This is a genomic window from Streptomyces sp. NPDC049879 (genome assembly GCF_044461265.1).
In the GTDB taxonomy this organism is placed as follows: Bacteria; Actinomycetota; Actinomycetes; order Streptomycetales; family Streptomycetaceae; genus Streptomyces.
In genome coordinates this window covers 63,550-87,041 of sequence record NZ_JBITKT010000007.1, presented here as the reverse complement: position 1 = coordinate 87,041, position 23,492 = coordinate 63,550, and the positions used below count along the sequence as shown (strand labels likewise).

18 protein-coding genes are annotated in these 23,492 nt (G+C 75.8%); 4 read left to right on the top strand and 14 right to left on the bottom strand.

Annotation, left to right across the window (positions count from 1 at the left end; translation table 11 throughout):
* Positions 1–28 precede the first annotated feature (28 nt).
* The gene (locus tag ACIBPC_RS23555; RefSeq protein WP_398847294.1) at positions 29–1,159 is read right to left on the bottom strand and encodes a lactonase family protein; all 1,131 of its coding nucleotides are present in this window, start codon (positions 1,157–1,159) and stop codon (positions 29–31) included.
* Between the two features lie 338 nt (positions 1,160–1,497).
* Between ACIBPC_RS23555 and ACIBPC_RS23550 the strand changes: the two genes are divergently transcribed.
* Positions 1,498–2,493, top strand: coding sequence for a helix-turn-helix transcriptional regulator (locus tag ACIBPC_RS23550; protein WP_398847292.1), 996 nt, complete (start codon positions 1,498–1,500; stop codon positions 2,491–2,493).
* A 23-nt stretch (positions 2,494–2,516) separates the two neighbouring features.
* On the opposite strand, the gene ACIBPC_RS23545 is transcribed toward ACIBPC_RS23550, so the two are convergent.
* Both ACIBPC_RS23545 and ACIBPC_RS23540 read right to left on the bottom strand, forming a co-directional pair.
* Positions 2,517–2,771, bottom strand: coding sequence for a hypothetical protein (locus ACIBPC_RS23545; RefSeq protein WP_398847290.1), 255 nt, complete (start codon positions 2,769–2,771; stop codon positions 2,517–2,519).
* A complete protein-coding gene (locus ACIBPC_RS23540) occupies positions 2,768–4,021 on the bottom strand; it encodes an amidohydrolase (protein WP_398847288.1) in 1,254 nt (417 codons plus the stop codon). Before ACIBPC_RS23540 ends, ACIBPC_RS23545 begins: the two co-directional genes overlap by 4 nt.
* A 213-nt stretch (positions 4,022–4,234) precedes the next feature.
* Between ACIBPC_RS23540 and ACIBPC_RS23535 the strand changes: the two genes are divergently transcribed.
* Positions 4,235–4,411, top strand: a complete 177-nt coding sequence (locus ACIBPC_RS23535; RefSeq protein WP_362968761.1) for a thiazolylpeptide-type bacteriocin — start codon at positions 4,235–4,237, stop codon at positions 4,409–4,411.
* A 73-nt stretch (positions 4,412–4,484) separates the two neighbouring features.
* On the opposite strand, the gene ACIBPC_RS23530 is transcribed toward ACIBPC_RS23535, so the two are convergent.
* The 10 genes from ACIBPC_RS23530 to ACIBPC_RS23485 form a co-directional block, all read right to left on the bottom strand.
* Complete coding sequence (locus ACIBPC_RS23530; RefSeq protein WP_398847286.1) at positions 4,485–6,410, bottom strand: TOMM precursor leader peptide-binding protein; 1,926 nt, start codon at positions 6,408–6,410, stop codon at positions 4,485–4,487.
* Complete coding sequence (locus ACIBPC_RS23525; RefSeq protein WP_362968106.1) at positions 6,407–7,162, bottom strand: ABC transporter permease; 756 nt, start codon at positions 7,160–7,162, stop codon at positions 6,407–6,409. The genes ACIBPC_RS23530 and ACIBPC_RS23525 overlap by 4 nt, the downstream gene beginning before the upstream one ends.
* Positions 7,159–8,172, bottom strand: coding sequence for an ABC transporter ATP-binding protein (locus ACIBPC_RS23520; protein ID WP_398847284.1), 1,014 nt, complete (start codon positions 8,170–8,172; stop codon positions 7,159–7,161). Before ACIBPC_RS23520 ends, ACIBPC_RS23525 begins: the two co-directional genes overlap by 4 nt.
* A 19-nt stretch (positions 8,173–8,191) precedes the next feature.
* Positions 8,192–9,301, bottom strand: coding sequence for a peptidase M50 (locus ACIBPC_RS23515; protein WP_398847282.1), 1,110 nt, complete (start codon positions 9,299–9,301; stop codon positions 8,192–8,194).
* Positions 9,298–10,296 (bottom strand): lantibiotic dehydratase C-terminal domain-containing protein, encoded by a 999-nt coding sequence (locus ACIBPC_RS23510; RefSeq protein ID WP_398847659.1) that lies wholly within the window; start codon positions 10,294–10,296, stop codon positions 9,298–9,300. Before ACIBPC_RS23510 ends, ACIBPC_RS23515 begins: the two co-directional genes overlap by 4 nt.
* A 56-nt stretch (positions 10,297–10,352) precedes the next feature.
* The gene (locus ACIBPC_RS23505; protein WP_398847280.1) at positions 10,353–13,133 is read right to left on the bottom strand and encodes a lantibiotic dehydratase; all 2,781 of its coding nucleotides are present in this window, start codon (positions 13,131–13,133) and stop codon (positions 10,353–10,355) included.
* Between the two features lie 36 nt (positions 13,134–13,169).
* The gene (locus tag ACIBPC_RS23500) at positions 13,170–14,747 is read right to left on the bottom strand and encodes a nitroreductase family protein (protein WP_398847279.1); all 1,578 of its coding nucleotides are present in this window, start codon (positions 14,745–14,747) and stop codon (positions 13,170–13,172) included.
* Positions 14,748–14,797: 50 nt separating this feature from the next.
* Complete coding sequence (locus tag ACIBPC_RS23495; RefSeq protein WP_398847277.1) at positions 14,798–16,723, bottom strand: TOMM precursor leader peptide-binding protein; 1,926 nt, start codon at positions 16,721–16,723, stop codon at positions 14,798–14,800.
* A gap of 78 nt (positions 16,724–16,801) precedes the next feature.
* Positions 16,802–18,964, bottom strand: a complete 2,163-nt coding sequence (locus ACIBPC_RS23490; protein WP_398847275.1) for a TOMM precursor leader peptide-binding protein — start codon at positions 18,962–18,964, stop codon at positions 16,802–16,804.
* A 5-nt stretch (positions 18,965–18,969) separates the two neighbouring features.
* Positions 18,970–20,760, bottom strand: coding sequence for a BTAD domain-containing putative transcriptional regulator (locus ACIBPC_RS23485; protein ID WP_398847273.1), 1,791 nt, complete (start codon positions 20,758–20,760; stop codon positions 18,970–18,972).
* 193 nt (positions 20,761–20,953) lie between these two features.
* On the opposite strand from ACIBPC_RS23485, the gene ACIBPC_RS23480 reads away from it, so the two are divergent.
* Complete coding sequence (locus ACIBPC_RS23480) at positions 20,954–21,367, top strand: YchJ family protein (protein WP_398847272.1); 414 nt, start codon at positions 20,954–20,956, stop codon at positions 21,365–21,367.
* On the opposite strand, the gene ACIBPC_RS23475 is transcribed toward ACIBPC_RS23480, so the two are convergent.
* The gene (locus ACIBPC_RS23475; protein ID WP_398847270.1) at positions 21,340–21,594 is read right to left on the bottom strand and encodes a hypothetical protein; all 255 of its coding nucleotides are present in this window, start codon (positions 21,592–21,594) and stop codon (positions 21,340–21,342) included. The two genes, ACIBPC_RS23480 and ACIBPC_RS23475, sit on opposite strands and share 28 nt — an antisense overlap.
* Positions 21,595–22,223: 629 nt before the next feature.
* On the opposite strand from ACIBPC_RS23475, the gene ACIBPC_RS23470 reads away from it, so the two are divergent.
* A complete protein-coding gene (locus ACIBPC_RS23470) occupies positions 22,224–23,444 on the top strand; it encodes a helix-turn-helix transcriptional regulator (protein ID WP_398847269.1) in 1,221 nt (406 codons plus the stop codon).
* Positions 23,445–23,492 lie beyond the last annotated feature (48 nt).

The following is a 23,492-nucleotide window of genomic DNA, read 5'->3' as shown; positions in this document are numbered from 1 at the left end:
CGCGGCAGGCGCCCGGCGGGCCGCCCGGTCACACCACCGCGATGCCCTCGCCGCCGTCCCCGCCGGGGACCGGCACGGAGCCGACCCGCGTCAGCGATCCGTCGCGGCCGATGGCGAACGCCTCGACGGTGGACGCGACGCCCGTCTGCACGTAGAGGTGCCGCCCGTCGGCGGACGCGGCGGCGTCGACGGGACCCGCCTCCGTCGGTGTGGTGGCGCGGAGTTCGAGGTTGCCCGACCGCTCGCCGCGCAGGACGCCGACCGTGTCGCTGCCCGCGCTGGACGCGTAGAAGAGGTGTCCGCTCCTCGCGACCCAGCAGGTCGCCGTCCCGCCGGTGGCGCGCTCGCTCACCCGCCGCAGCCCGCCGTCCGGCGTGATGTCGAAGACCGCGACGGCCTCCGGGCCCGCCTCGGCCAGCACCAGCCGCCCGCCCCGGTCGAACGTGAAGCCGAACGGCACGGCGTCCGGCAGCTCCGTCACCACCGGGCGCGCGGCGGGGCGGCCGTACGCGTCGATCCGGTAGTGCAGCACGCGGTCGCCGTTCGCCTTGGTGGTGACGAGCAGCCCCGAGCCGTCCGGCGTGAAGCCGATCTGCCCCGGGGTGTTGAGGAACTGCGGGGCGGCCGCCGGGTCGAGGCCGAGGTCGCGGTGCGTGCGCGGCAGCGCGGTCAGCCGCCCCGACGCGTACGCGAACCCCTGGATGCTGCCGCCGCCGAGCGCGTTGAGCACGTATACGTGGTCGCCGTGCGCCGTGACGCTCACGGGGAAGTCGCCGCCGGAGGAGATGACCTGGAGGCGTTCGAGCCGGGTGCCGTGGACGCGGAAGACGGTGAGGGTGTCGCTGCCCGCGTTGACGGCGTAGAGCAGGCCGTGGCCCGGGTCGTGGGTCAGGGAGCCCTGGGAGGCCAGGTCGTCGGCGACGGCCCCGTCGAGGGCCGCGCCGTCGCCGCCGGTCGGGTGGACGCCCCGGCGGGTGAGCGTGCCGTCGTACGCGCGGGCGTAGGCGACGATCTCGTTGCCGTCCGCCCCGTTGTTCTGGACGAACACGGCGGACGGCTCGCCGTCGCCGGTCCCCGCCCCCGGCGGCGCGAAGGCCGTGCCCAGGGTGAGGGCGGCGCACGCGAGGGCGAGGCGGGAGGCGCGGGACGAGCGGTGCATGGGACCCCTTCCGACGGTGGGCCGGGGACGGCCGTGGACGCGGGTGACGGGCCGCGTTCCGTCCGGTGAAGGTAACCCCGCCCGCCCCTCCCCGGCGGGTGCGACGCGGCGCCCGTCCGCCGTTGGGGCGGAGCACGCCGCCGGACGCTTCCCTTCCGCTACGGCCGGTGCGGCGCGCTGACCGGGACGGTCGTCCCTGCCTGGTCGTCCGGCGATGATCAGGTGTTCGGCGCCGTATGCGAACGGGCAGGAACAAGGCGACTCCGGGCCCCACCCGGCCCGCACCCCGCTCCCCGCCCGTGCCCCCACACGGGGCCGCCCCCACAGGAGTGTCAGACGTGCATGCGAACGAACTGGCGGACTTCGGTGTGTCCCCGACCGAGGAAGCCGTCTACCGCCACTTCCTGCGCCACCCCGGCACGACCCGCGAAGGACTGCCCCTCGTCCTGGACGCCGACCCCGAGGCCGTGCGCCTCGCGCTGGACCGCCTCACCCGCCTCGGCCTGCTCAGACCTGGCGAGCTTCCCGGCTGTACGACGGCGGCCGATCCCGAGATCGCGCTCGCCAGGCTCAGCGAACTGCGGCTGCGCGACATGTACCAGGAGATCCAGCGCATCACGCAGTACCGCCACGTGCTCGACACGCTACGCGCGGAGACAGCCCGCCGCACCGCGCCCGCCCAGGGCATCGAACAGCTCGACGGCGGCAGCGCCATCCACGACCGGATGGACGATCTCGCCTTCTTCGCCCGCGAGGAGATCGTCTCCGCCGAACCGCGCGCCCGTCTGACGCCCGAGCGGTCGGCTGGGGTGCGGGCCCGCGACTTCCGCGCGCTGCGCCGTGGCGTGCGCCGCCGCATGGTCGTCACCGGCACCGCGCTCGCGCACGAGCCGACGGCCGCGTACCTCGGCGAACTCGTCCGCAGGGGCGCCCGGGTGCGTGTCGCCGCCGAGATGTCGGACCACGTCGTCGTCTACGACCGGCGGGCCGCCCTGATGCCGCTCGACCCCCGGCGGGACACGAGCCGGGCGCTGCTGGTCCGCGACGGGGTGCTGGTCGCGAGCCTGGCCGGGCTGTTCGAGCGGATCTGGGAGCAGGCGGACGACGTGTCGCTCGCCGTGCGCCCCCCGGCCGACCGGCGTCCCGACCTGTCCGGCGCCGAACTGCGCGTGCTGCGGCTGATGTGCACCGTCGGCAAGGACGAGACCGGCGCGCGGGACCTCGGCGTCTCGGTGCGCACGTACCGCCGCCACATCGCGGATGTCATGCGCATGCTCGGGGCGTCGACGCGGGCGCAGGCCGCGCTGCTCGCCCGCGAACGCGGCTGGATCTGACCGCCGCCCGACCACCGACGCCGTCACCCCCACCGTTCCACCGCCCACCCCGGCACCGACCCGTTCGCCAGCGCGCGCCGCAGCGCCGCCCGCGCGGCCGCCTGACCGCCCGGCGGCCCGTCCGCCAGCCGCAGCCGCACACGGTCCCGTTCGATCCCGGCGCAGCGCGGCCGGTGCGCCCGCAGCAGCCACACGAGACGCACGGCGGTCGTCTCCGCGTACGGCGCGGACGCGTCGCGCCGCACCGCGACGACCTCCACCGCCGCCGCAGCGCTCACCCCGCCGCCCGCGCCGGGGCGGGCACCGCCGCGCCGAGCACCCGCCGCGCGGCCCCCGTCAGCGCCTCGACGCCGGTGGGCAGCGCCGTGCGCACGTCGGGCGCGAACGCGGGGGAGTGGTTGGGCGGCAGCGGCGGCCCGCCGGGGGCGAGCGCGGCGCGCCACCGCGCCGCCGGAACGGTCCCCAGCATCCAGTACGCGGTGCGCACGGCCGTCCCGCCGTGCAGCCCGGCGCCCGCCGGGCCGAACCACGGGAAGTCCTCCGTCGCCGTCGCCGGCCGCCACTCCAGCACCCGCCGCGCGCCGAACGCCTCCTCGTGCGCGGCCCGTACGCGCCCGGTCAGCCCCGGGTCGGGCACCAGCGCGGGCGAACGTGCCGCCACGGTCACGTCCGGCGGGCGCGGGCAGCCGGACGCGTCGCTCTCGGCGCGCAGCACCCGCCGCACCGCCGCCGTCATCCGGTCGAGCGTGTCCTCGCCGAACGCCCGCAGGCTGAGGCCGAGTTCCGCCCGGTCGGGGACGACGTTCGCCAGCTCGCCCGCCCTGAGCCTGCCGACCGTCAGCACGGCCTGCTCGGCCGGTGCCGTCTCGCGCGAGACGATCCCCTGGAGCCGCAGCACGGCCGCGGCGGCGGCCAGCACCGGATCGACCGTCAGGTGCGGCGTGCCGCCGTGGCCGCCCGTGCCGTGCAGCACCGCGTCCAGGGTCCTGCTCCCGGCGAAAACGGCGCCCCGCGCGTGCGCCACCGTCCCGGCGGGCAGCGGCGCGGCGTGCTGCGCGAGCACCGCGTCCGGCACGCCGCAGCGCTCGTAGAGGCCGTCCGCCAGCATGTCCCGCGCCCCGGTGAGGGTCTCCTCGGCGGGCTGGCCGACGGCGACGACGGTGCCCCGCCACGACGCGGCCGACCCGGCGAGGACACGGGCCGCCCCCGCCAGCGCGGCGAGGTGCAGGTCGTGCCCGCAGGCGTGCATCATCCCGGGGACCTCGCTCGCCCAGGCGAGGCCCGTCTCCTCCTGGACGGGCAGCGCGTCCAGTTCGGCGCGCAGCAGGACGACCGGCCCGTCCCCGTTGCGCAGCACCCCGGCGACGCCGTGGCCGCCGACGCCGGTGGTGACGGCGTACCCGTCGGCGCGCAGCCAGGCGGCCAGCGCGGCGGCCGTGCGCTCCTCGGCTCCCGCGGGCTCTGGACGGGTGTGGAGCGCCAGGTACAGCTCGACGGCTGACCTGAGCACGTCCGGCGGGACGGCCATGCGGACCCCTCTTCCTCACGCCTGCCTCACGTCCCCGTCGCACCCCAGCATGCACGGGACGCCGCGCGCCGCCCGCGCAGGTCGCTGACACCAGGTGTCAGCGACCTGACAGCGGAACCGGGGTACTCCTGCCGCCGCCCCCCGCTGCAATGGAACGGTGGCGGGCCGCAGCCGGTGCCACCGGCGCCCGCCCCCCGTCCCCGAGGAGACACCATGTCGCAGAAGCCCGAGCTGTCCACGCTGGCCGACGAGATCCTGGAGCTGGAGTCGGAGACCTTCGAGATCTCGGACTACTCGGACGAGGCCGAGGTCGTCCTCGCCGGTTCCACCTCCTGCTCCTCGACCTCCACCTGCTCCAGCACCACCAGCACCACCTCCTGCAGCGCCTGATCCCGGCGCCGCGCGACAGGGCCCTCCCGGCGGACCACCGAGCCGGGAGGGCCCTGCCACGCGTGCGCGGCGCTCAGGGGAACGGGTGCGGCACGGCGTGGGCGCCCGCGCCGGGGCCGCACAGCGCGCGCAGCCTCGGCATGCGCAGCGCGCGCTGCCGGTTCCAGCCGAAGTCCAGCGGCAGCAGCCCCGGCACGAGCGTCGCCACTGTGTGCAGCCCGGCGGCGCGCTGCTCCGGCGTGGTCTGCACGACGGCGATCACGTCGTGCCCGGCGCCCGCGAGCCCGTCGCGCAGCAGCCGCAGGTCGTCCAGCAGGTCGAGGGTGCGGGGCCTGGCGCGTTCCCACCCGGCGAAGACCTCGGCGAGCGGACGGGCGGGCGAGGGCGCGAGGAACGGCTCCGCGTGCCGGGCCATGCGCGGCAGCCCGTACAGCTGCGCGTGGTCCTTCAGCTCGCGCACGCGCGTGAAGTCCTCGGCCATCGCCTCCAGTTCGGCCCGCCGCTCCCGCACCTGGAAGGGCAGGTGCGGGATGTACGTGAGGACTTCGCTCAGCGCGCCCGCGACCGTCTGCTCGGGGTCGAACCCGGCCGCCGCGCCGAACGACAGCAGCCCCTCGCCGCCGTCCCTGCGTACGGCGAGCGCCGTCACCACGGGCACCGGCAGGTCGGCGCGCGTGTCGTAGGCGTGCACGTCGTAGCCGAGCAGCGCGGCGCGGTCGAGCGCGGCGCGGATGCCGGGCGTGCGGCAGGTCGCGAGGTCGATGCGGGGCGGGCGGCGGCGGCCGTACCAGGCGAGGAGGAACGCGTCGCGCTCGACGAGTTCGAGCAGCCCGTGCAGCACCGCCTCGGCCGGATGGCCGCCGGTGGCGCAGCCGTTGGAGCACTCGAAGACGAAGTTGTCCGCCGCCACGCCCGCGCTGTAGTGCACCAGCCGGGCGGGCACGAGGACGGGCCGTTCGTCGCGCAGCGACCAGCCGTGCAGCCACGGGATGGGCCGCCCGGGGTCGAACGGGTCCACCATCGGGTCGTCGCGGTAGGTCTCCGGGGCGTACGCGCCGCAGTCGCCGGGGTCGAGGACGGCGGTGCCGCCGTCGCGGGCGGCGCGGGCCAGGTCGCGGTAGGAGGCGGTGACCGGCAGCAGGCCGCGCCGGTTGTGCGTCCCGGCGTAGCGCTCCAGGCCTTCGAGGAACGCGAGGGTCCCGCTCGTCGCGTAGCTGTCGCCCTGGCCGCTCCAGGTGACGTCGTTCAGCCCCGCGTAGCCGCGCACGAAGTTGCTGCCCGACACCGGCGCGGTCGTCGTGGACGCCGGGTTGAGGTGCGTGCGGGAACCGAGCGCGCCGCAGACCGGGTTGGCCAGCGCCTCGGCCGGCAGGGCGAACGCGGCGGTGGACCGTGTGCGGTAGCTGCCGGGGTCTGGCTTGACCGCGCCGGTGAGGTCGGGGACGGCGTCCTGCGGCCGTTCGGTCCTGGGCGTGACGCAGTGCGGGCACAGCGGCTCGGGCAGGAGCGGGAACGTCACCAGCGCCAGCGTGGCGAGGTCGATCCGCGTGACGCGGGGCAGCCCGTCGCCGGTGGCGGGCGCGTCCGCGCGGGCGGCGACCGCGCGCGCCGCCGCCCACACGGCGTCCGCCGCGTGGTCCGTGACGACCGGCCAGCCGCGCGCGCCGCCGGGCGCCGCGCCGCCTTCGAGCGCCTCGCGCTCGGAGCGCGTCCGCAGCCGCTGCCACCGCATCGCCAGGCACTGCCCGCACGCCGCGCGCCCGCCGCCGCCCCAGGGGCCGAGCAGCACGGCGCGCGCCGCGAGGTGGAACGGGGCGGCGGGCCGCGCGTCCGCGTGCGGGTCGGCGCCGGGCGCCAGGACGTCGGCCGCGCCGAGCGGCACGACCACGGGCGCGGGCCCCGGGCGGCCCGCCTCCTCCCAGCGCCGCCGCAGCGCGGCCTGGAGCGTGTCACGGGCCGCGTCGAGGGGCGGCGGCGGTGCGGTCACGGTCGCGGTCACGCCTGGTCGCTCCAGCGGAAGGTCCGGAAGGCCACGACGCCCATGACCGCCGCGAACGCGACGAGCAGCGCGGCGGCCAGGCCGATGTCCCCTGCGCCGCCCGAGCCGGTCAGCGCGGCGGACACCCCGTCGTTGAGGTGCCGCAGCGGCAGCACCCACGAGATGTTCTGCAGCCACGACGGCATCGCGTCCAGCGGGTAGAACGAGCCGGACAGGAACGCCATCGGCACCATCAGGCAGTTGGCCACCGCCGCCACCGCCTCCGGCGTGCGGCAGTACGCCCCGACGATCGCCCCCAGCGCCAGGAACGCCGACACCCCGAGCAGCAGCACCGGCAGCGCCAGCGGCCAGCCCGCGTCGAGTTCGAGCCCGAAGCCGGGCAGCATCGCGACGGCCACGAACACCACGGCCTGCACGACGCCGACGCCGATCGCCAGCACGTACCGCGAGCCCAGGACGGCGCCGAGCGGCGTCGGCGTCATCCGGATCAGCCGCAGGATGTCGTCCCGGCGCCACTGCATCAGCGTGAAGCCGATGCCGAACACCGCCGCGTTTGCCACGCCCCACGACAGCACGCCGGGCGCGATGTAGCTGATGTACGGCCTGCCGCTCTCCTCCACGTCCTGGCCGCTGAAGATCAGCCCGAACACGACGAGGAACAGCAGGGGGAAGGCGAAGGTGAAGAAGAGGGTGGTGCGGTCCCGGGTGTACGCCCGGTAGCCCGCCTCCCGGAGTGCGGTGTAGGCGCTCATGCGCTCGGCTCCGTCCGTCGCAGCTGGTCCGTGAACCCGTCGGCGCGGGCGGCCTCCGCGGACGGCTCGCCCGCCTGCCCGGTCAGGGTCAGGTAGACGTCCTCCAGGGTGGGGGTGCGGGTCTGCACGCCCTGGAGCCCGGCCACTTCGGCGACCGCCGCGAGCACGGGCCCGGCGTCGGCGGCCTGGAGGACCACCACGTCGCCGTCCAGGTCGGCCCGCAGCACGCCGGGGAGTTCTCGCGCGGTGTCCACGCCGAGCCGTTCCGCCGGGACGAGCAGCCGGGTCACGGTCGCGTTCCCCGCGATCAGCCGGTGCGGGCTGTCGAGGGCCGTGACCCTCCCCCTCGCCATGATCGCGACCCGGTCGCACAGCGCCTCGGCCTCGTCCAGGTGGTGGGTCGTGTAGACGATGGTGCGGCCCGCGCTCTTCAGGTCGCGCAGCACGCGCCACAGCGACCTGCGGGCCTGCGGGTCGAGCGCGGCGGTCGGCTCGTCGAGGAAGATCAGCTCGGGGTCGTGCACGAGGGCCGCGCCGATCGCCAGCCGCTGCCGCTGGCCGCCCGACAGGTCCTCGACCCGTACGTCCGCCTGCTCGTCGAGGCCGACCGAACGCAGCGTGCGCGCCGCCGCGTCGCCGTCCGCCCCGTACAGCGCGGCGACCGTCCGCAGGTGCTCGGCGGCGGTCAGGCGCACGAAGAACGCCGACGACTGCGTCTGCACGCCCAGTTTCGGCAGCAGCGCCGTGTCGCGCGGCCACGGCGGCGTGCCGAGGACGGCGACCGTGCCCGCGTCGGCGCGGCGCAGGCCCTCCATGATCTCGATCAGCGTCGTCTTGCCCGCGCCGTTCGGTCCCAGCAGCCCGAAGAACTCGCCCCTGGCGATGGTGAACGAGACGCCGTCCACCGCCCGCACGCCGCCGTACGTCTTGTGCACGCCGTCCAGGACGACGGCCGGGGGCGCGGGTGCGCCGCTCCCGCCGGGTCCTGCGGTCTCGGATGCGTGGGCCACGGAGATCTCCTTCACGGTGTCACGGCGCCGTCAGCAGGGCGTCGACGAGCAGGACGAACGCGCCGAGCAGCACGGCGGCGGCCAGCACCACGCACAGCCCGTAGACCGTGTACGCCCTGCGCGCGCGGGGCGGGTGGGCGGCGGCGGCCGGGTCGCGGCGCAGCGCGAGCCCGAGGTAGGCGCGGCTCGACGTCGCCAGCCGGGTGGCGCCCAGGGCCTGGCTGACGATGGTGTAGCCGTCGAGCGGCGGCAGCGGCACCAGCATGGCGAACGCCTGGAGGACGCCGAGGAACAGCAGCCCGGCCAGCGCCTCGCGGGTGCCGCCCTCCGGGGCGAGCAGCCACCACGCGGAGAACGGCACGAGGAACAGCAGGTTCGTCACCGCCCCCGCCCCGGCGACGGCGATGCGCCGGCGGCGGCTCGGCAGGAACGGGTAGTCGTCCACGGTGCAGTACATGATCACGACGGGCAGCCGCCAGCGCAAACCGATCTCGCCGACCCGGCCGCCGTGGTGCCGCGCGGTGACGGCGTGCGCCAGTTCGTGCAGCGCCGTGCTGAACCACAGGGCCGTCGCCACCGCCACCAGCAGCACGGGGTTGCGGAAGACGGCCGCCGCGCCGTCCACCAACTCCGGCAGGTGCCAGGCCAGTACGGCCGTCATGCCGGTCAGCAGCACGAGCAGCGCCACGGCCGGGACGGGCGCCAGCAGCGGGCGTACGGCCCGGTGCAGCCGCCCCGCGGTGGCGTGCGCGTCGGCGACGAGCCGGACGCTGCCGCGCAGCACCCCGTTCCCCGGCTTCTCCGCCGCCTCGCCGGGGGCGGCGGGCGTGGCGGGCCCGCCCGCCAGGAGGCCGCGGCCGCCGAGCAGGGCAAGCAGCTGCCGCCAGTTCGCCTCGCCGAGCCTGCGGCCGAACGCCTCCGCGTACGCCCCGCCCAGCTCCTCCACGGTCCGCGCCCCGTCCAGCCGCGTCATCAGGAACGCCTCGCGCGGCCCGACCTCGAAGGTACGCCCGCCCTCCGGCGCCCTCACCAGGTGCACCGTGCGCGGGCCGAGCAGCAGCGGCTCGCTCACCAGCACCCCCGGGCGCAGCCGGGGCCGCAGGCCCGCCAGGGACCCGGGGGCGGTCACCGCTCCCGCCCGGCGTGCGAGGCCGCCGCGCGCGGCGGCAGCTCCCGGCGCAGCGCCCGCCCGAGGACGTGCGCGAGGTACGCCTCGTCCTGGATGGTCACGTGCAGCCGGTTGTTGGTCATGTGCATATAGGGGGAGAGGAGGCGGACGAGCGCCTCGTCCCGGTCGGTGACCCGCTCGTCGCGCTCGCCGTCCCAGGAGCGGAACACGAGCCCGTCCCCGTCGGCCAGTTCCCGTACGCGCGCGGCGAGTTCGGCGCAGTGCGCGGCCCAGCGGGCGAGGAGGGCGGGCAGCCGCCCCGGCTCGCCGGCGGCCACGGCGTCCCTGATCCGCGCGTACCAGCGGGCCAGCGGCGGGCCGACCTCGTCCGCCTTCCGCTCGTACTCCGTGGAGCCGATGAAGCCGGTGTCGGGGAACGCCCGGTGCCAGAAGGTGTAGTAGTCGTCCAGGTAGCCGGCCAGCGCGGCGTCCTCGGCGACGAAGCAGGCCGACATCACCATCATCAGCTGCGCGGACGTGCCGAGCAGCACGGTGCGCAGGTGCAGGTTCTTGTCGCGGAACGCGTCGGTGACCAGTTCGCTGGAGTGCCGGAAGTGCCACTCCGCCAGCGCCACGCCCGCCGGGCCGCCGTACTTGCCGTACTCGGGCTCGTAACGCTGCCAGGCGCGGGAGTTGTTCGGCCGCAGGTTCATGCGGCCGTCGGCGTCGAGGTAGGGCGCGCGGTCCCCGGCGCCGAACTCGATGTCGAACAGCTGGTTGTAGAACTCGTTGAGGAAACCGGAGTCCACCTCGTACAGCGCCGGGCGCTCCGCGAGGAACCGGTCCACGGCGGCCTCCGTCCTGGCCCGCACCTCGGGCTCGGCGGCGGGCGCCGACGGCCGCAGGCGCAGCCGCACGTGCGGGCCCTCCAGCCAGTAGTTGATGAAGAACCAGCCGTCCAGCAGCCCGTCCGCCTCCAGTTCGGCGACGAGCGGGCGCACGCAGTTCAGCAGCATCGGCCGCGGGTTGGCGGCGTAGTGGACATGGACGGCCTGCCACGCTCCGGTCGCGTTCACGACGCGTCTCCTCCCAGTCCTTGCGGGGTACCTTCGCCGTGCGGCGCCCGCACGGTCTCGACGGCGAACTCGGTGACGTGCGCCCCCCGTTCGGTGGTGACGCCGGGCGCGGCCCCGTCCGGCAGGGCCTCGCGGAACACCACCCGGGCCTCCGGCCGCCGCAGCAGCCCCTCGAAGGCCAGCAGCGACAGCGGCGCGGCGAAGTCCACGTACTGCGGCTTGGCGCCGGTCGCGCCCCGTGCCCCGCCGTCCGCCACGGTCGCGAACACCCGCTCCGGCACGCCCTGGCGCCGCCGCCACCGCTGCCAGCCGAGGTACCACGCGGCGTCGCCCCCGGCCCCGGCGCCGCCCGCGCGTGGCGGGAGTGCGGCGGCGGGGGCGCTCCAGCTGCGCCTGGCCAGGACGAGCCGCCCGTGCCGCACGCGGGGGCGGCGCGTCACGCCCTCGTACGGCGCGCTCTCCGCGATGCCGCCCCACACGTCCAGCGGCGCCATCGACGTCGGCGAGAGCAGCAGCAGCGTGCGCGGGACCTCAGGGAGCGCCAGCGGCACCAGGTAGCCGAGGTAGACGGGGACGACCTCGCGGCCGAGCCGCGCCGAGCGCAGCACCAGCCGGTCGGCGGCGGGGTCGTGGGTGAGCGACAGCTCTTCCAGGGCCAGTTGGCGGTCCGCCGGTACGCCGCTGGTCTCGCCGGGGCAGACGATCTCGTAGTCGGTCAGCCGCCCGTGCAGGTTGAGGTTGCTGGTCACGGGACCGCCCGTGACCTCGGCGAAGACGGCGCCCGGCGGCTGGACGGCGCGGGCGCGCGCCCGCAGCCGCCCGGCCAGGTCCGTGTCCTCGTGGCAGTGCGTGAAGCGGCTGAACGGGAACGACAGGCCGCCGTACGAGCGGTTGAGGACGACGAGCGGCCCGTCGCCCTCCCCGGCCGCGAGCTGGACGTGGTGCGCGGAGACCGCCGTCCCGCCGGACAGGTCGGCAAGTTCGTCCGCCGTGCGCGCGAACAGGTCGTCGGGCAGGGTCAGTTCTGACGGCCCGCCAGGGCCCGCCCCGGCCGCGCCGCTCGTCTCCCACAGCTCCCGCACGCCGTCCTGGAACACCTGCCGCGCGGTGTCCAGCGCCTTCAGCCGCGGCAGCCCGAGCCAGTTCTCCTCCGGCACGTGCCGCCCCGCCGCGTCGAACCGCGCGCGCCGTGACGTGAACGACAGGTACTGGTCGAAGAAGTCCTCGTGGAAGTCGTGGATCAGCCGCAGCAGGTCGTCGCAGCGCCCGCCCCTGCCGTACCGCGCGAGGAAGAAGCCGGTGAACGTCAGCCGCTGCGGCAGCGTCAGGTCGAACGCGGGCAGCACCCGTTCCACCGAGCGCAGCGGCTCCGCCACCGCCCGGGTGAACGCGGCGCGGTCCGCCGTCACGGACGGCACCGTCACGTCCTCGTACAGCACCGTGCGCGGGACCCTGGAGCGCTCCGCGCCCAGCGACCGTTGCACGCCGCCGAGCCGTTCGCGCAGCTCCGCCAGCAGCGCGCGCCGCCCGGCGGGGCCCTCGGCCGGGTAGCGGTCGAGGCAGCGCGCCGGGCCTTCGAGCGCGTCCGCCGTCTCCCGCGCCCAGGGCCGGTCGAGCGCCCGCAGCGACCGCTGGAACGCGCGCAGCGGATCGGTGTCGTGCACCCCCGTGTCCAGACTGGGGACGCGCACCATGCCCACCTCCAGCAGGGCGGCGAGATACCGCTCCACGTCCCCGGCGGGGGCGCCCAAGCCGTCGGCGAGCCAGCGCGCCAGCTCGCCGTAGCGCAGCGCGGGCCGCTCGCCTAGCAGCGCCAGCATCCGGTCGAGCACGCCGCTGCGCCGCAGGAAGAACAGCCGGTCGCGCACCGTGTCGAACGTGACGGCCGTGTCGTCCTCGCCCGCCGTCACCCACCGCCGCACGTACCGCACGCGGTCCTCCTCCCGGCCCCAGCCGGGCGCCGGGGCGACCGGCAGGTCCGCGCGGCGCGCCGGGTCCGCGACGACCGCCTCGGCGATCCGGCCGAGCACGGCGACGTTGAGCCGGGGACGGCTGGTCCACGGACCGGCCGCGCGCAGCGTGTCCGGCGCGCCGTCGCCGAGCGTGCCGAGCGCCACGCCGGTGAAGGTGCTGAACGGGCTGGTCTTGCACGCGGTCCTGTACAGGTACGCGAGCAGCGACCGCTCGGTCTTCCGCGCCCGCTTGTCCGGCCCGCCCGCCGCGCCGTCCGCGCCGTTCACGCGCGAGAGGTACGTGTCGAGTTCGGCGTCCAGCGAGGGCGACGCCAGCAGCAGCCCGTTCCGCAGCCGCTCCTCGGCCGCGAGCCCCCGCAGCGCGGCGCGCGTCCCGGCCAGGTCGGCGGCCAGCAGCCCGGGGCCAGCCGCCTCGCGCCCGGCGAGTGCCGCGCGGTCCGCGAGCCAGTCCGCCAGGGCGCGCCCCGCCGCCGTGTCGCGGCCGCCCGCCAGGGCCACCGCCTCGTCCGGGTTCCGGGGCAGGCGGTTGTTGAACACCTCGCGGCGCAGCCGCAGCAGCGCGCGCCGGGCGTCGCCGTCCTCGTTGCTGCCGACCAGGCCGTGCAGCAGGTCGGCGACGCGCTCGCCCGCCGCACGGACCCGTTCCTCGGCGTCCAGGACCTCCGCCGCCCACGCGGCGCTGCTGTGCGCCCGCAGGCCGTCCACCGCCGCCAGGGGCAGCCCGGCGACGCGCGTGGTGAACAGGCCGCCCAGCTCCCAGCGGTGGGTGTGCCCGGTCCGTGTGATGACGTCCGTACCGTCCATGGCCTCTCGCGCTCCCATCCGTCCGGCGCTCGCGCGTCAGGCGATCTCGTAGCGGAAGTCGGCGGGCGCGGGGCGCTCGTGGCCGACCATCATGATCAGCAGCGGCTGCTCGTCGCCGTCGAGCAGCCCCAGCTCCTCGCGGTAGGCGATGTTGTCGAAGCCGAGGGCCACGCCGCAGCCGACGTCCAGCGCGGCCGATGCGGTGTACGCGGCCTGCGCGACGGAGCCGACCAGCGCGTTCACGACGCGGTAGCCGCGGTCGCCCACCGCGTCGAGCACGGCGTGGGTGCGGATCGCGGGGACGATCACGGCCGCCGCCTCCTCCAGGTTGTAGTTGGCCAGGAAGTAGTTCTTCTGGAGGAACGGTCCCGGCGGCCCCGCCTTCACCGTCCGCAGCGCGCTGCCGCCCGCCGGGTCGTACGCGTACGCCCCCGGCTCGACGCCGTCCACGTGGTTCACGAACACGTACAGCCGCGTCAGGTCCCCGGCCCCCGCCGCGTCCGCGTCGCCGCCGAGCCGCGCCCCGGCCCGGGCGGCGGCCAGCAGCGCCGCCAGCCGCCCCGCGGCCAGGGGCCGTCCGGCCGCGAACCGGCCGAAGCTGCTGCGCCGCGCCCGCAGCGCCGCCCGCAGCCCCCGCTCCAGCGGTACGGGCGCGGGCAGCCGCACGTCCGCCTCTTCCTCCTCGGCGGGCGCTGCCGCCGCCAGCGCGCCGGGCGCGGGCCGCCGCGCGGCGTCCGCCGATGTCGCCTCCTGCATCGCCCGCAGCGCGGCGAACTCCAGGACGCGCCGCGACCGTTCCTCGTCCCGCCGTGCGACGGCGGCCTCCGGCGCGGCCGGTCCCGCGCCGGTCCCCGCCCACGGCAGCGGCACGACGGCGAAGATCCCCTCCTCGTCCCCGCGCACGCCCAGCAGCCGCGCGAGCCGCGCCTCGTCGAACCACAGCGCCGGTTCGAGCGCGAGGCCCCGCGCCCGCGCCCACGTCCGCCAACTCCCCAGCAGCGCACCCACGTCCATGCTCACCGCGTGGAAGGAGAAGCTGTTGTACTTGAACGCGTTCTGCCAGTACTTGACGCCCAGCACGAGGTACTGGCCCGTGTCCCGCCCCGGCGCGCCCGGCCCGAGCGCCGCGCGGACCTCGCCCGTCACATCGCCCGTCAGCAGCCGCCGCATCGCGTGGTGGCGCGGCGAGTAGTGGTGCACCCCCGGCGGCACAGGACCGCCCGCGCCCGACACCCAGTAGACCGCGACCGGGTACAGCCCGCCGCCGGAGGCCGTGCCGCGCGACCAGTTGGCGAGCGGGTAGAACGGCAGCGCGTCCAGGTCCGTGTTCGCCTGCACGCCGAGCCGCCGCCCGGTGAGGCCGTACGAGTCGCCGAGCAGCCCGGCCAGTTCGGGCAGGCCGAACGCCCCCGTCCCGCCCTCACCGCCCAGGCCGCGCCCCACAGTGGCCGTCGCGGGCCACGGCCCGGCGTCCGGCAGCGGCAGGCGTTCCGTCCCCGGGTAGTACTTCGTCTTGCGCGGCCCGTCCGCCCAGTCGGGCACGAAGTCGGCCGGCTCCATCGGGACGCGCCCGCGATGCATGATCGCGGTGGCGTAGTCATGGGCGTACCCCATGGTCTGCTCCTTCTCGTACGCCGTCGTGCTCGGTCGGGGTCGCGGGCGGGTCAGGGGAACGGGTGCGGCGCCGGGTTGAGGTCGGCCGGCTCCAGGTCGCGGTCGCGCAGCCCGGCCTCCCGCAGCCCGGTGCGCATCCTCGGCATGCCGAGCGCGCGCTGCCGCGACCAGCCGAAGTCGATGGGCAGCAGCCCCGGGACCAGCACGCCGACCGTCGCCAGGCCGAGCGCGCGCTGCTGCGGCGTCGTCTGGTCGACGACCACCACGTCGTACCCGGCCCCCGTCACCGCCGCGACGCACGCGCGCACGTCCGCCCGCAGGTCGTCGGCGGGCGGCAGCGTCCGGCCGCCGCCGAACCGTTCCGCCAGCCCGTGCCGGGGCGGCCGGGGCGCGCCGGGCGCGCCGAGCAGGAAGTCGGCGTGGACGCCCATCTCCGGGACGCCGTACACGAGCGGGTGGTCGTGCAGCGCGGCGACCTTGCCGAAGTCGGCGGCCATCGCGCGCAGCCGCCCCTCCTCGCGCTCGGTGCGGCCGGGCAGGTTCACCGCGTCGGTGGCGATCTCGCACAGCGCGGACGCCAGCGCCGCCTCCGGGTCGAGCCCGGCGCCCGCGCCGAAGCACATCCGCCCGAGCCCGCCGTCGTGCCGCACCGCGACACCCGTCACCACGGGCACCGGGAACGTCAGCGCCGTGTCGAAGAACCGCGCCTCGTACCCGTACATCGCCAGCCGGTCCACCATCTGCCGCGTCGCGGGCCGCGCGCTGCTCGCCGGGTCGATCTCCGGCAGCGCCGCGCGCCCGTACCAGGCGAGGAGGAACGCGTCGCGCTCGATCACCTCCATCAGCCCGAAGTACACGGCCTCGGCGAGCGAGCCGCCGGAGGCGCAGCCGTTGGAGCTCTCCTGCACGAAGCGGCCCGCGAGGCCCGGCGTGTGGTAGTACGTCAGCACTTCGGGGACGAGGACCGGGCGTTCGTTCCCCAGCGACCAGCCCCACACCCAGGGGATCTCGCGGTCGGTGGTGAACGGCGGGATGTGCGGGTTCGCGCGGTGGAAGTCGGGGGAGTAGAGGCCACAGCGGCGCGGGTCCACGATGCCCTCGGGGGCCGTGCCGTCCGCCGTCAGCGCGTCGAGGCTGGCGCGCACGGCGGCGGAACGGGCGCGCGGGCGCATCCCGGCGTAGCGCTCCAGGCCCTCCAGGATGCCGATGCGCACGCTGTCGGCGAACGTGTCGGCGTGCCCGCCCCAGAACGTCTCGCGCAGGTAGTCGCCCGACCGCAGCGAGAAGCAGCCGATGGTCGCCGAGGTGGACGTGGACGACACGTCGTAGACCACCGACGGGCCGAGCGCGCCGCAGACGGGGTTGGCGTACGCGTCGGTCGGCAGGTCGTAGTCCGCGATGTCGCGCACGCGGAACGAGCCCGGCCGGTGCTTCGGCGCCGGGTCGAGCACCAGGGCGGCGGCCTCGGCGGTGTCCCGCTCGGCACGGCCGCAGCGCGGGCACTCCGGGTCGGGCAGCAGCGGGTAGCGGCGGACGGTGAGGGCGGCGAGGTCCACGAGGTGCACCGCCGCGCGGGGCCCGTCGCCCGCCGTCCGCGCGGCGATGACGGCGGCCAGCGCGTCGGCGGCGAAGGGGGTGGCGTACGGGGGTGTGCCCGCCGCGCGGGTGCCGCCGCCGAGTTCGAGCGCCTCGCGCAGCGCGACCGAGCGGACGGCCTGCCAGCGGCGTTCGAGGCAGTGCGCGCACGGCTGCCCGCCGTCCGCCCCGGGCAGCGGGCCGACGACGGCGTGCCGCCCGTACACCCGCACGGGGACACCGCCCGCGGCCCCGACCGGCCCGGCGAACGCGTCGCGCGTCCCGAGCGGCGCGACATCCACGGGCCGCGCGCCGCCCAGCGCCCGGCCGATCAGCGCGGACAGCGCGCCGCACAGCCCGGCCACCGGGTCGTCGACCTGCACCTCGTCAGCCGTCAGCACGGGCGTCTCCCCTCATGAGCAGGACGGGGACGGAACACGTCGGCCAGTGCCGTGACGGCGATCGCGCCGGGTGCCGCCTCAGCTGTCAGCACGGGCGTCTCCCATCGTGAGCAGCACGCGGGCTGTACGCAGGCCGCCCGCGCGGAGGTCGGCGGGTGTGGTGTCGGCGTACAGCACGTCCCGCCCCGCCGCGCGCAGCCGGTCGAGCAGCGCGGGGAACGTCGCCTCGGGCGCGGCCGGTCCCGCCGGTGCCGTGACGGCGATCGCGCCGGGGGCCAACTCGGGCAGCAGCGGGTCGCCGGTGTCGGGCGGCGCGCCCGTCTCGGCGGCCACCTGGACCGCGCCCAGCAGGTCGCGCAGCGCGGCGGTCGCGGCGGCCCCGGCCGTCAGGTCGCAGGCGACGGCCCACCCGGCGCCGCCCTCGCCGCCCCCGTCGTCCGCCGTGCTCCGCGCCAGCACCGCGTGGGCGCCGGAGCGGGCGTCCTCGCCCAGGTCGAGCAGCTCCACCCGCACGCCGAGCGTCCCGGCCGTGCGGTGCAGGAACACCAGCTCCGCGTCGTCGTCGCGCGGCGGCTGCACGGGCCGTACGGTCGTCGTCCCCCCGACCGCCCGCAGCAGCGCGTCGTGCGCCAGCGCGGCGAGCAGCGCGTGGCCCGCCGCCTCCTGCGGGGTCTCCCCGGCCCCGGCGCCCGCCGGGCCGCGCTGGACGGCCAGGTCGCGGTTGTACGGTCCGGCGGGCCACACGGCCGCCGTGGGCGCGGCGGACTGCTCCTTCGTCAGCAGCGACGTGACGGCGGTCCAGGAGGCCACCGCACGGGAGCCGTTGCCGACGGTCAGCGTCTCGGGGCGTACCACCGGCAGTTCCCCGGGGCCGCCGGGCAGGACGTCGGCGGGCACCACGTGGTCGACGTACGCGAGCGCGGCGGCCCGCAGCGCGCGCCTGCGCGCCCCGGCGAGATGGTGCACGTCGAACGCGGTGACGAGCCGCGTCCCGCCGGTGCCGAGCGGCAGCGCGACCCGGGCCGCCTTGAGCGGCGTCTGCGTCAGCGTCTCGTCGTCCCAGCGGGTGAACACCCCGGCGTGCGGGCGCACCAGCGCGGTGCTCAGCCGGTTCAGCTCCTCCACCAGCTCCTCGGCGTCCCGCGCCGACCCGACCGTCGTCGTCCGCGCGACGGCCAGCCCGTCCGGCAGCCCGTCCTCCGGCGCGGCGGCGGGCGCGCACCGGCGGCAGCGGGGGTGCGGGCGCAGCGGCTCGGCCGTGACGTCGAGCGAGTCGAGGTCCTGCACGAGGACCTGCCCCTCGGTCTCGGCGGGCAGGGCGCCGGTCACGGTGCGGAAGATCTCGTAGCTCAGCAGGTTGCCGAGCATCGCGGCGACCGGGCCGGTCAGCGGCCCGCCCGGCGCGCCGCCCGACGGGCGTGCCCCGCCCGCCAGTTCGCTCCACAGCCCGGCCGCCGTCGCGGCGTCGAGGCCCGCGCCGAAGCGCAGCAGGGCGCAGGACACGCACCCCCTGCTGTCCGCCGAGCCGCGCGGCCCGACGACCGCCCGCTCACCGAACGTCCAGACGGGCAGGACCAGTTGACCGGGCGGCGGGCCCGCGTCCAGCAGCCGCCGCGTACGGGCCAGCGCGTCGGCGCCCGCCACCACCACGACGTCGTACGCCCCGAGGCCGTCGTCGCCCGGCGCCGCCGTCAGCCGTACAGGGCAGCCCGCGCCGTCCAGTTCCGCCGCCTCCGCCTCGGCGGCCGGGGCGGGCGACTCCACGGCGACGGCCGCGCACCCGTTGCGCACCAGGCTCAGCGCGCACCAGGCCGCCACGTCCCCCTCGCCGAGCACCGCCACCGACGTCTCGCGGAAGCGCAGGAAACGTGCCGCCGCGTCGTCCGTGTAGTGGTCCACATATGCGATCTGCGCGGCGAACCGTTCCCGCACCGCCTCCGGCAGTCCCGCGTCGCCCGACGGCACGGTGTCACGCGCGAAGTCCCGTTCCACCAGCGACTCCACCAGCTTCGCGACCATCGCGCGCTGCTGCTCCCCGAGGCCCGCGCAGATGTCCGCGAGCGGCCGCGAGCCGTCCAGGTGCGGCACGACCAGCGTCGCGAAGCGGTACGCGTTCCGTCCCGCCAGGTGGAAGCCGCCGTCCGCGTTGTGGAACAGCACCCCGCCGGGTGTCCGCGTGAACAGCACGTCGCGCCGGATGCGCGGACGGACCCCGGCCAGTTCGTCGAACGGTGTCGCCATCCTCGTCACACCTTCTGTCTCGGTCGGAACCGGCCGTGGCCGGCGGGGCGGGCGTACAGGCGCAGCAGTCCGTGGACGCGGTACGGGCCCGGCGGGCCGTCCTCCAGCAGCCCCGCGTCCACCAGCCGCTCCATCAGGCGGTCGGCCTCCGCCTCCGGCAGCCCCAGCAGGCGGGCGGCGTCGGCCGGGCCGAAGCGGGCGGACGGCAGCCCGCCGACCGCCAGGAACGCGTCCGCGAGCGCCGGGTCGAGCCGGTCGAGCGCGCCCCGCAGCACGCGCGGTACGGACATGCGCGGGTCGTCGTTCAGGGCGAGCCGGGACAGCGGGTCGGCGGCGATCCACCGCACGCCGTCCGCCAGGCCGAGGGCGGGCCGCGTCAGCAGCCGCGCCGCCGCGATCACCAGCGCCAGCGGGTGGTGGCCGCAGGCGGCGGCCAGCGCGGCCGTCTCGCCCGCCCCGGCCGCCACGCGCTCCGCGCCGAGCACGGCGCCCAGCAGGTCGGCCGACTCGCGCGGCGTGAACGCGTCCAGCCGCTGCACCCGCCCGCCGTGCGTCGCGACGAGCCCGGCGAGACCGAGCCTGCTCGTGACGACCACCGCGTCACCGCCCGTGGCGGGCAGCAGCGGACGCGCCTGCTCCGCGTCCGTCACGTCGTCGAGCACCAGCAGCGCGCGCGGGCTCCCCTCCCGGCCGAACGCGGGCAGGAGTGCGGCGGCCTCGGCCGCCGTCTCGGCGGGCGGGCGCGGCACGCCGTCGGCGTCCGTCATGCGCAGCAGCAGGCGGCCGCCGGGGAACCGGTCCCGCAGCAGGTGCGCCACCTGCTGCGCCAGCGCCGTCTTGCCGATGCCGGGCGCCCCGCACACCAGCTCCGTCACCGGCCCGGCGGACACGTCCGCCGCCCCGCCCAACCGCTGGGCCAGCGCGGCCACTTCGGCCTCCCTGCCGGTGAACCACGGCACCGGCGGCGGCCCCTCGGACACGGGCGCGGCCTCGGGCTCCGGCTCCGGCGCGGCGGGCAGCGCGGCGATCACCGGGCGTGCCTCCGGCCCGAGATCATCTCCCCGCAGGATCGCCAGCTCCAGCTTCTGCAGCCCCGGCGACGGATCGACGCCCAGCGACTCCAGCAGGAACCCCTTGAACCGCCGGTACTCCGCCAGCGCCTCCGTCTGCCGCCCCGTCCGGTACAGCGCCTCGATCAGCTGTTCCCTGAACCGGCCGTGCCCGGGGTGCGCCCGCGTGATGCCCCACAGCTCCACGAGCGCCTGGCCGCAGTGCCCGAGCGCCAGGTACAGGTCGCAGACGCGCTCGACCACGCGCAGCCGTTCCTCCAGCAGCCGGGGCACCTCGTCGCGGTGCATCAGCTCGGAGCGCACGTTGGCCAGCAGCGAGCCCTGCCACAGCCCCAGCGCGCCGCGCAGCACGGCCAGTTCGGCCTCGGGACCCGCGCCCGTGGCGGCGGCCGTCCTGGCGCGCTCGCGGAAGTCCACGAGGTCGAGGGAACGCGCGTCGGCGCTGATCCGGTAACCGCCAGGCACCGCCTCGATCGGCGTGCCGAGCACCGCGTGCCTGGCGAACAGCCGCCGCAGCCGCAGCACGCACGTCTGGAGCGACGCGCGGGCGGTCACGGGCTGCTCGTCGCCCCAGACCATCCGCTGGAGGTAGCCGGCGGACACGATGGTGCCGGAGCGCAGGAGCAGCGCGGCCAGCAGGTTGGTCGGCTTGGACGGCTGGAGCACCACGGTGTCCGTTCCGTCCGTGATGCTCAGCGGCCCGAGGAGCTGGAACCGTACGGTCATCCGTCATCCTCCTGCGGCGCTGCGTGGAGCCGGGAATCCGCCGAGGACACCGACGCTACCCGCGTCGACCCTTGCGGCGCAGGGCCGATCGCGTCCTCAAGTTGCAGGCTCCGCAGTCCGGTTGCTGCCAGATGGGGCATGCGGCGACAAGCGCCCCCGGTACGCCCCCGCCCCGCCCGGCACAATGGTCACCATGGCCCGACGCACCCCCCGCCGCCCCCAGCCGCCCACCCCCTGCCCCTGCGGCGGCCCCGAGGCATACGCGTCATGCTGCGGCCGCCTGCACAGGGGCGACGCCACGGCCCCGACAGCCGAGGCACTGATGCGCTCGCGCTACAGCGCCTTCGCACACCGCGACACGGCCTACCTCCTACGCACCTGGCACCCCCACACACGCCCCGCCACACTCGACCTCGACGCGACCACACGCTGGACAGCACTGGAAATCCTGGCCACCACCGAAGGCACGGCATTCCACACAACCGGCACGGTGACATTCCGCGCGCACTACCGCACGACAACAGGCCCCGGCACACTCCACGAGAACAGCACCTTCACCCGCCACAAAGGCGAATGGGTCTACGAGAACGGCATCACCCTCCCCTGACCTGACCTCTCCCGACGGGCACGCATCACATCGAACGCCTCACGCTGCCCCCTAATCGGCACACCCCACTCCCCGAACATCCGGGTGAGCCAGGTGGAGGAGACGCCGAGCCGGAACCGGAGGCTGTTGAGGCTCTCGCCGCTCTCATAGGCGGCGATCACCTCGTTCTTCGCCTCCTCGGCGCGGGCCCGCAGCGCGCGGTGCATCTGCGTCCTGCTGCTCACCATGTCAGTCCCTCCGACTGCATCGGCGCGCTCACCGGAGCCGAACCGTCATCTCGGCGAGGAAGCACGCGAGAGCCACGGCGCCGATGAACAGGACCAGCCCCTCCCACGAGGCCAGACGACTGGCGCAGCTCCAGAGGACATCACCGGCGCGTCGGCGCCTGCTGCGGCGGTGCCGGGGCTCACCCACTGGCGTCCCCCAAACGGCCGCGCCGACTGCGGACGTTGACCTCACGGAGCCGGACCCGCAGCGCGTCGGCGGCACTCGGCTCGGGAACCGGCTCCACCTCGGCCGGGTCCACCGACCACTCCCGCCCACCCCCCGGCGGACGCAGGAACAGCCGCCCACCCACTTCATCCATCAGCTGCCCAGTCCGCCCCTCACCATCCCGCACGAGCTGCCCGGGATGGCATCCGGACAGCGCCCCGTCGTCGCGTTCCTCGTCAGCCTCTTGCACGGCTTCCGCCTTTCTCGAGATGGCCTGAGCCCCCGGCGCGTGGCAGTCGGCCGGTCGTCTCCGAGGCTCGCTGGTCGGCCTGGCGCGGGACCACTGCGAAAAGGCGGTATTTTCGCTGCGCGGGTGCTGCATCAGGTAACTTGACCAGGGCAAACCGTCGTTGCGGAGGACGCCATGGCCGCCAGGCGATCGACATTCACACGACAACGGAAGTCGCGCGGCTTCACCCAGGAAGCATTCGCACACGCGTTGGGCGTCGATCGCACCACTGTCCAGCGCTGGGAGCGCGGCGAAGGAGAGCCGCAGCCCGTACAACGCCCGAAGATCGCGGAACTCCTCGGTGTCACCGCCGATCAACTGGGCCTTCTGCTCACCGGCGAAGCGCCTGAAGCCACAGGCACCGGCCAGTGGTCGAGCACATCACTTCCGGACTCCGGTGACGAACTGGAAGCGATGGAACTGGTGCGACGGGTGGAGGCGAGTGATGTCGGCAACGAGACGCTGTGCCGCCTTGAGCGCGTATTCGAGGAATTGGCAACGGCCTACCCCACCAGCCCGCCGCAGGAGTTGCTGGAACGAGTACGCACGCACACCGCGTATGTCGGCAGGCTTCTGGACGCGCCCAAGACGCTGCGAGAGCACCGACGTCTGCTTGTCGTGGGCGGCTGGTTCTCGCTGTTCGGCGCCACTTTGCACATCGACCTCGATCAGCCGCACGCCGCCACGGCAAGACTGAGGACAGCCGGGTCACTCGCGCGGCACGCGGACCACGCCGAGATCGAGTCCTGGTGCTACGAGACGGAAGCCTGGCGCGTACTGACCGACGGTGACTACGCACGAGCGCTGGAGCTTTCCCTGCGCGCGCAGTCGGTGGCCCCGAGCGGAAGTTCGGTCGCCGTGCAGGCGACAGCGCAGGAAGGCCGAGCGCGCGCCAGGCTCGGGCAGACACGGGAAACGCGAACGGCCGTCGATCGGGTTCAGAACATGGCCGTGTCCGTGGACATGATCCGACGACCGGAGCATCACTACCAGTACGACCCGGAGAAAGCGGTGGCCTATACGGCCACGACACTGGCGTGGATCGGTGACAGAGCTGCCGAGGGGTACGCCAGGGAAATCATCGCCCGACTCTCACCGGGCAACGATTTCCGTACATGGCCCCGCCGGGTCGCATCAGCCAGTATCGATCTGGCCCTCACCTTGCTTGCCGGTGACCGGCTGGACGAGGCGTGTGACGCGGCGCAGAAGGCGATACTGTCCGGCCGTGTCGTGCCGTCCAACCACTGGCGCGCCCTTGAAGTCGTCAAGGCGGTCGAGCATCGACAACTCCCTGAAGCCCCGGACTTGCGCGAGGTGTTCGAGGGAATGAAGTCGCCGTCATCACGCAAGAGGTGACCACCCGGCGAACCTGCGCTTTCCCGGGCACTTCGTCGCTTGGAGAGG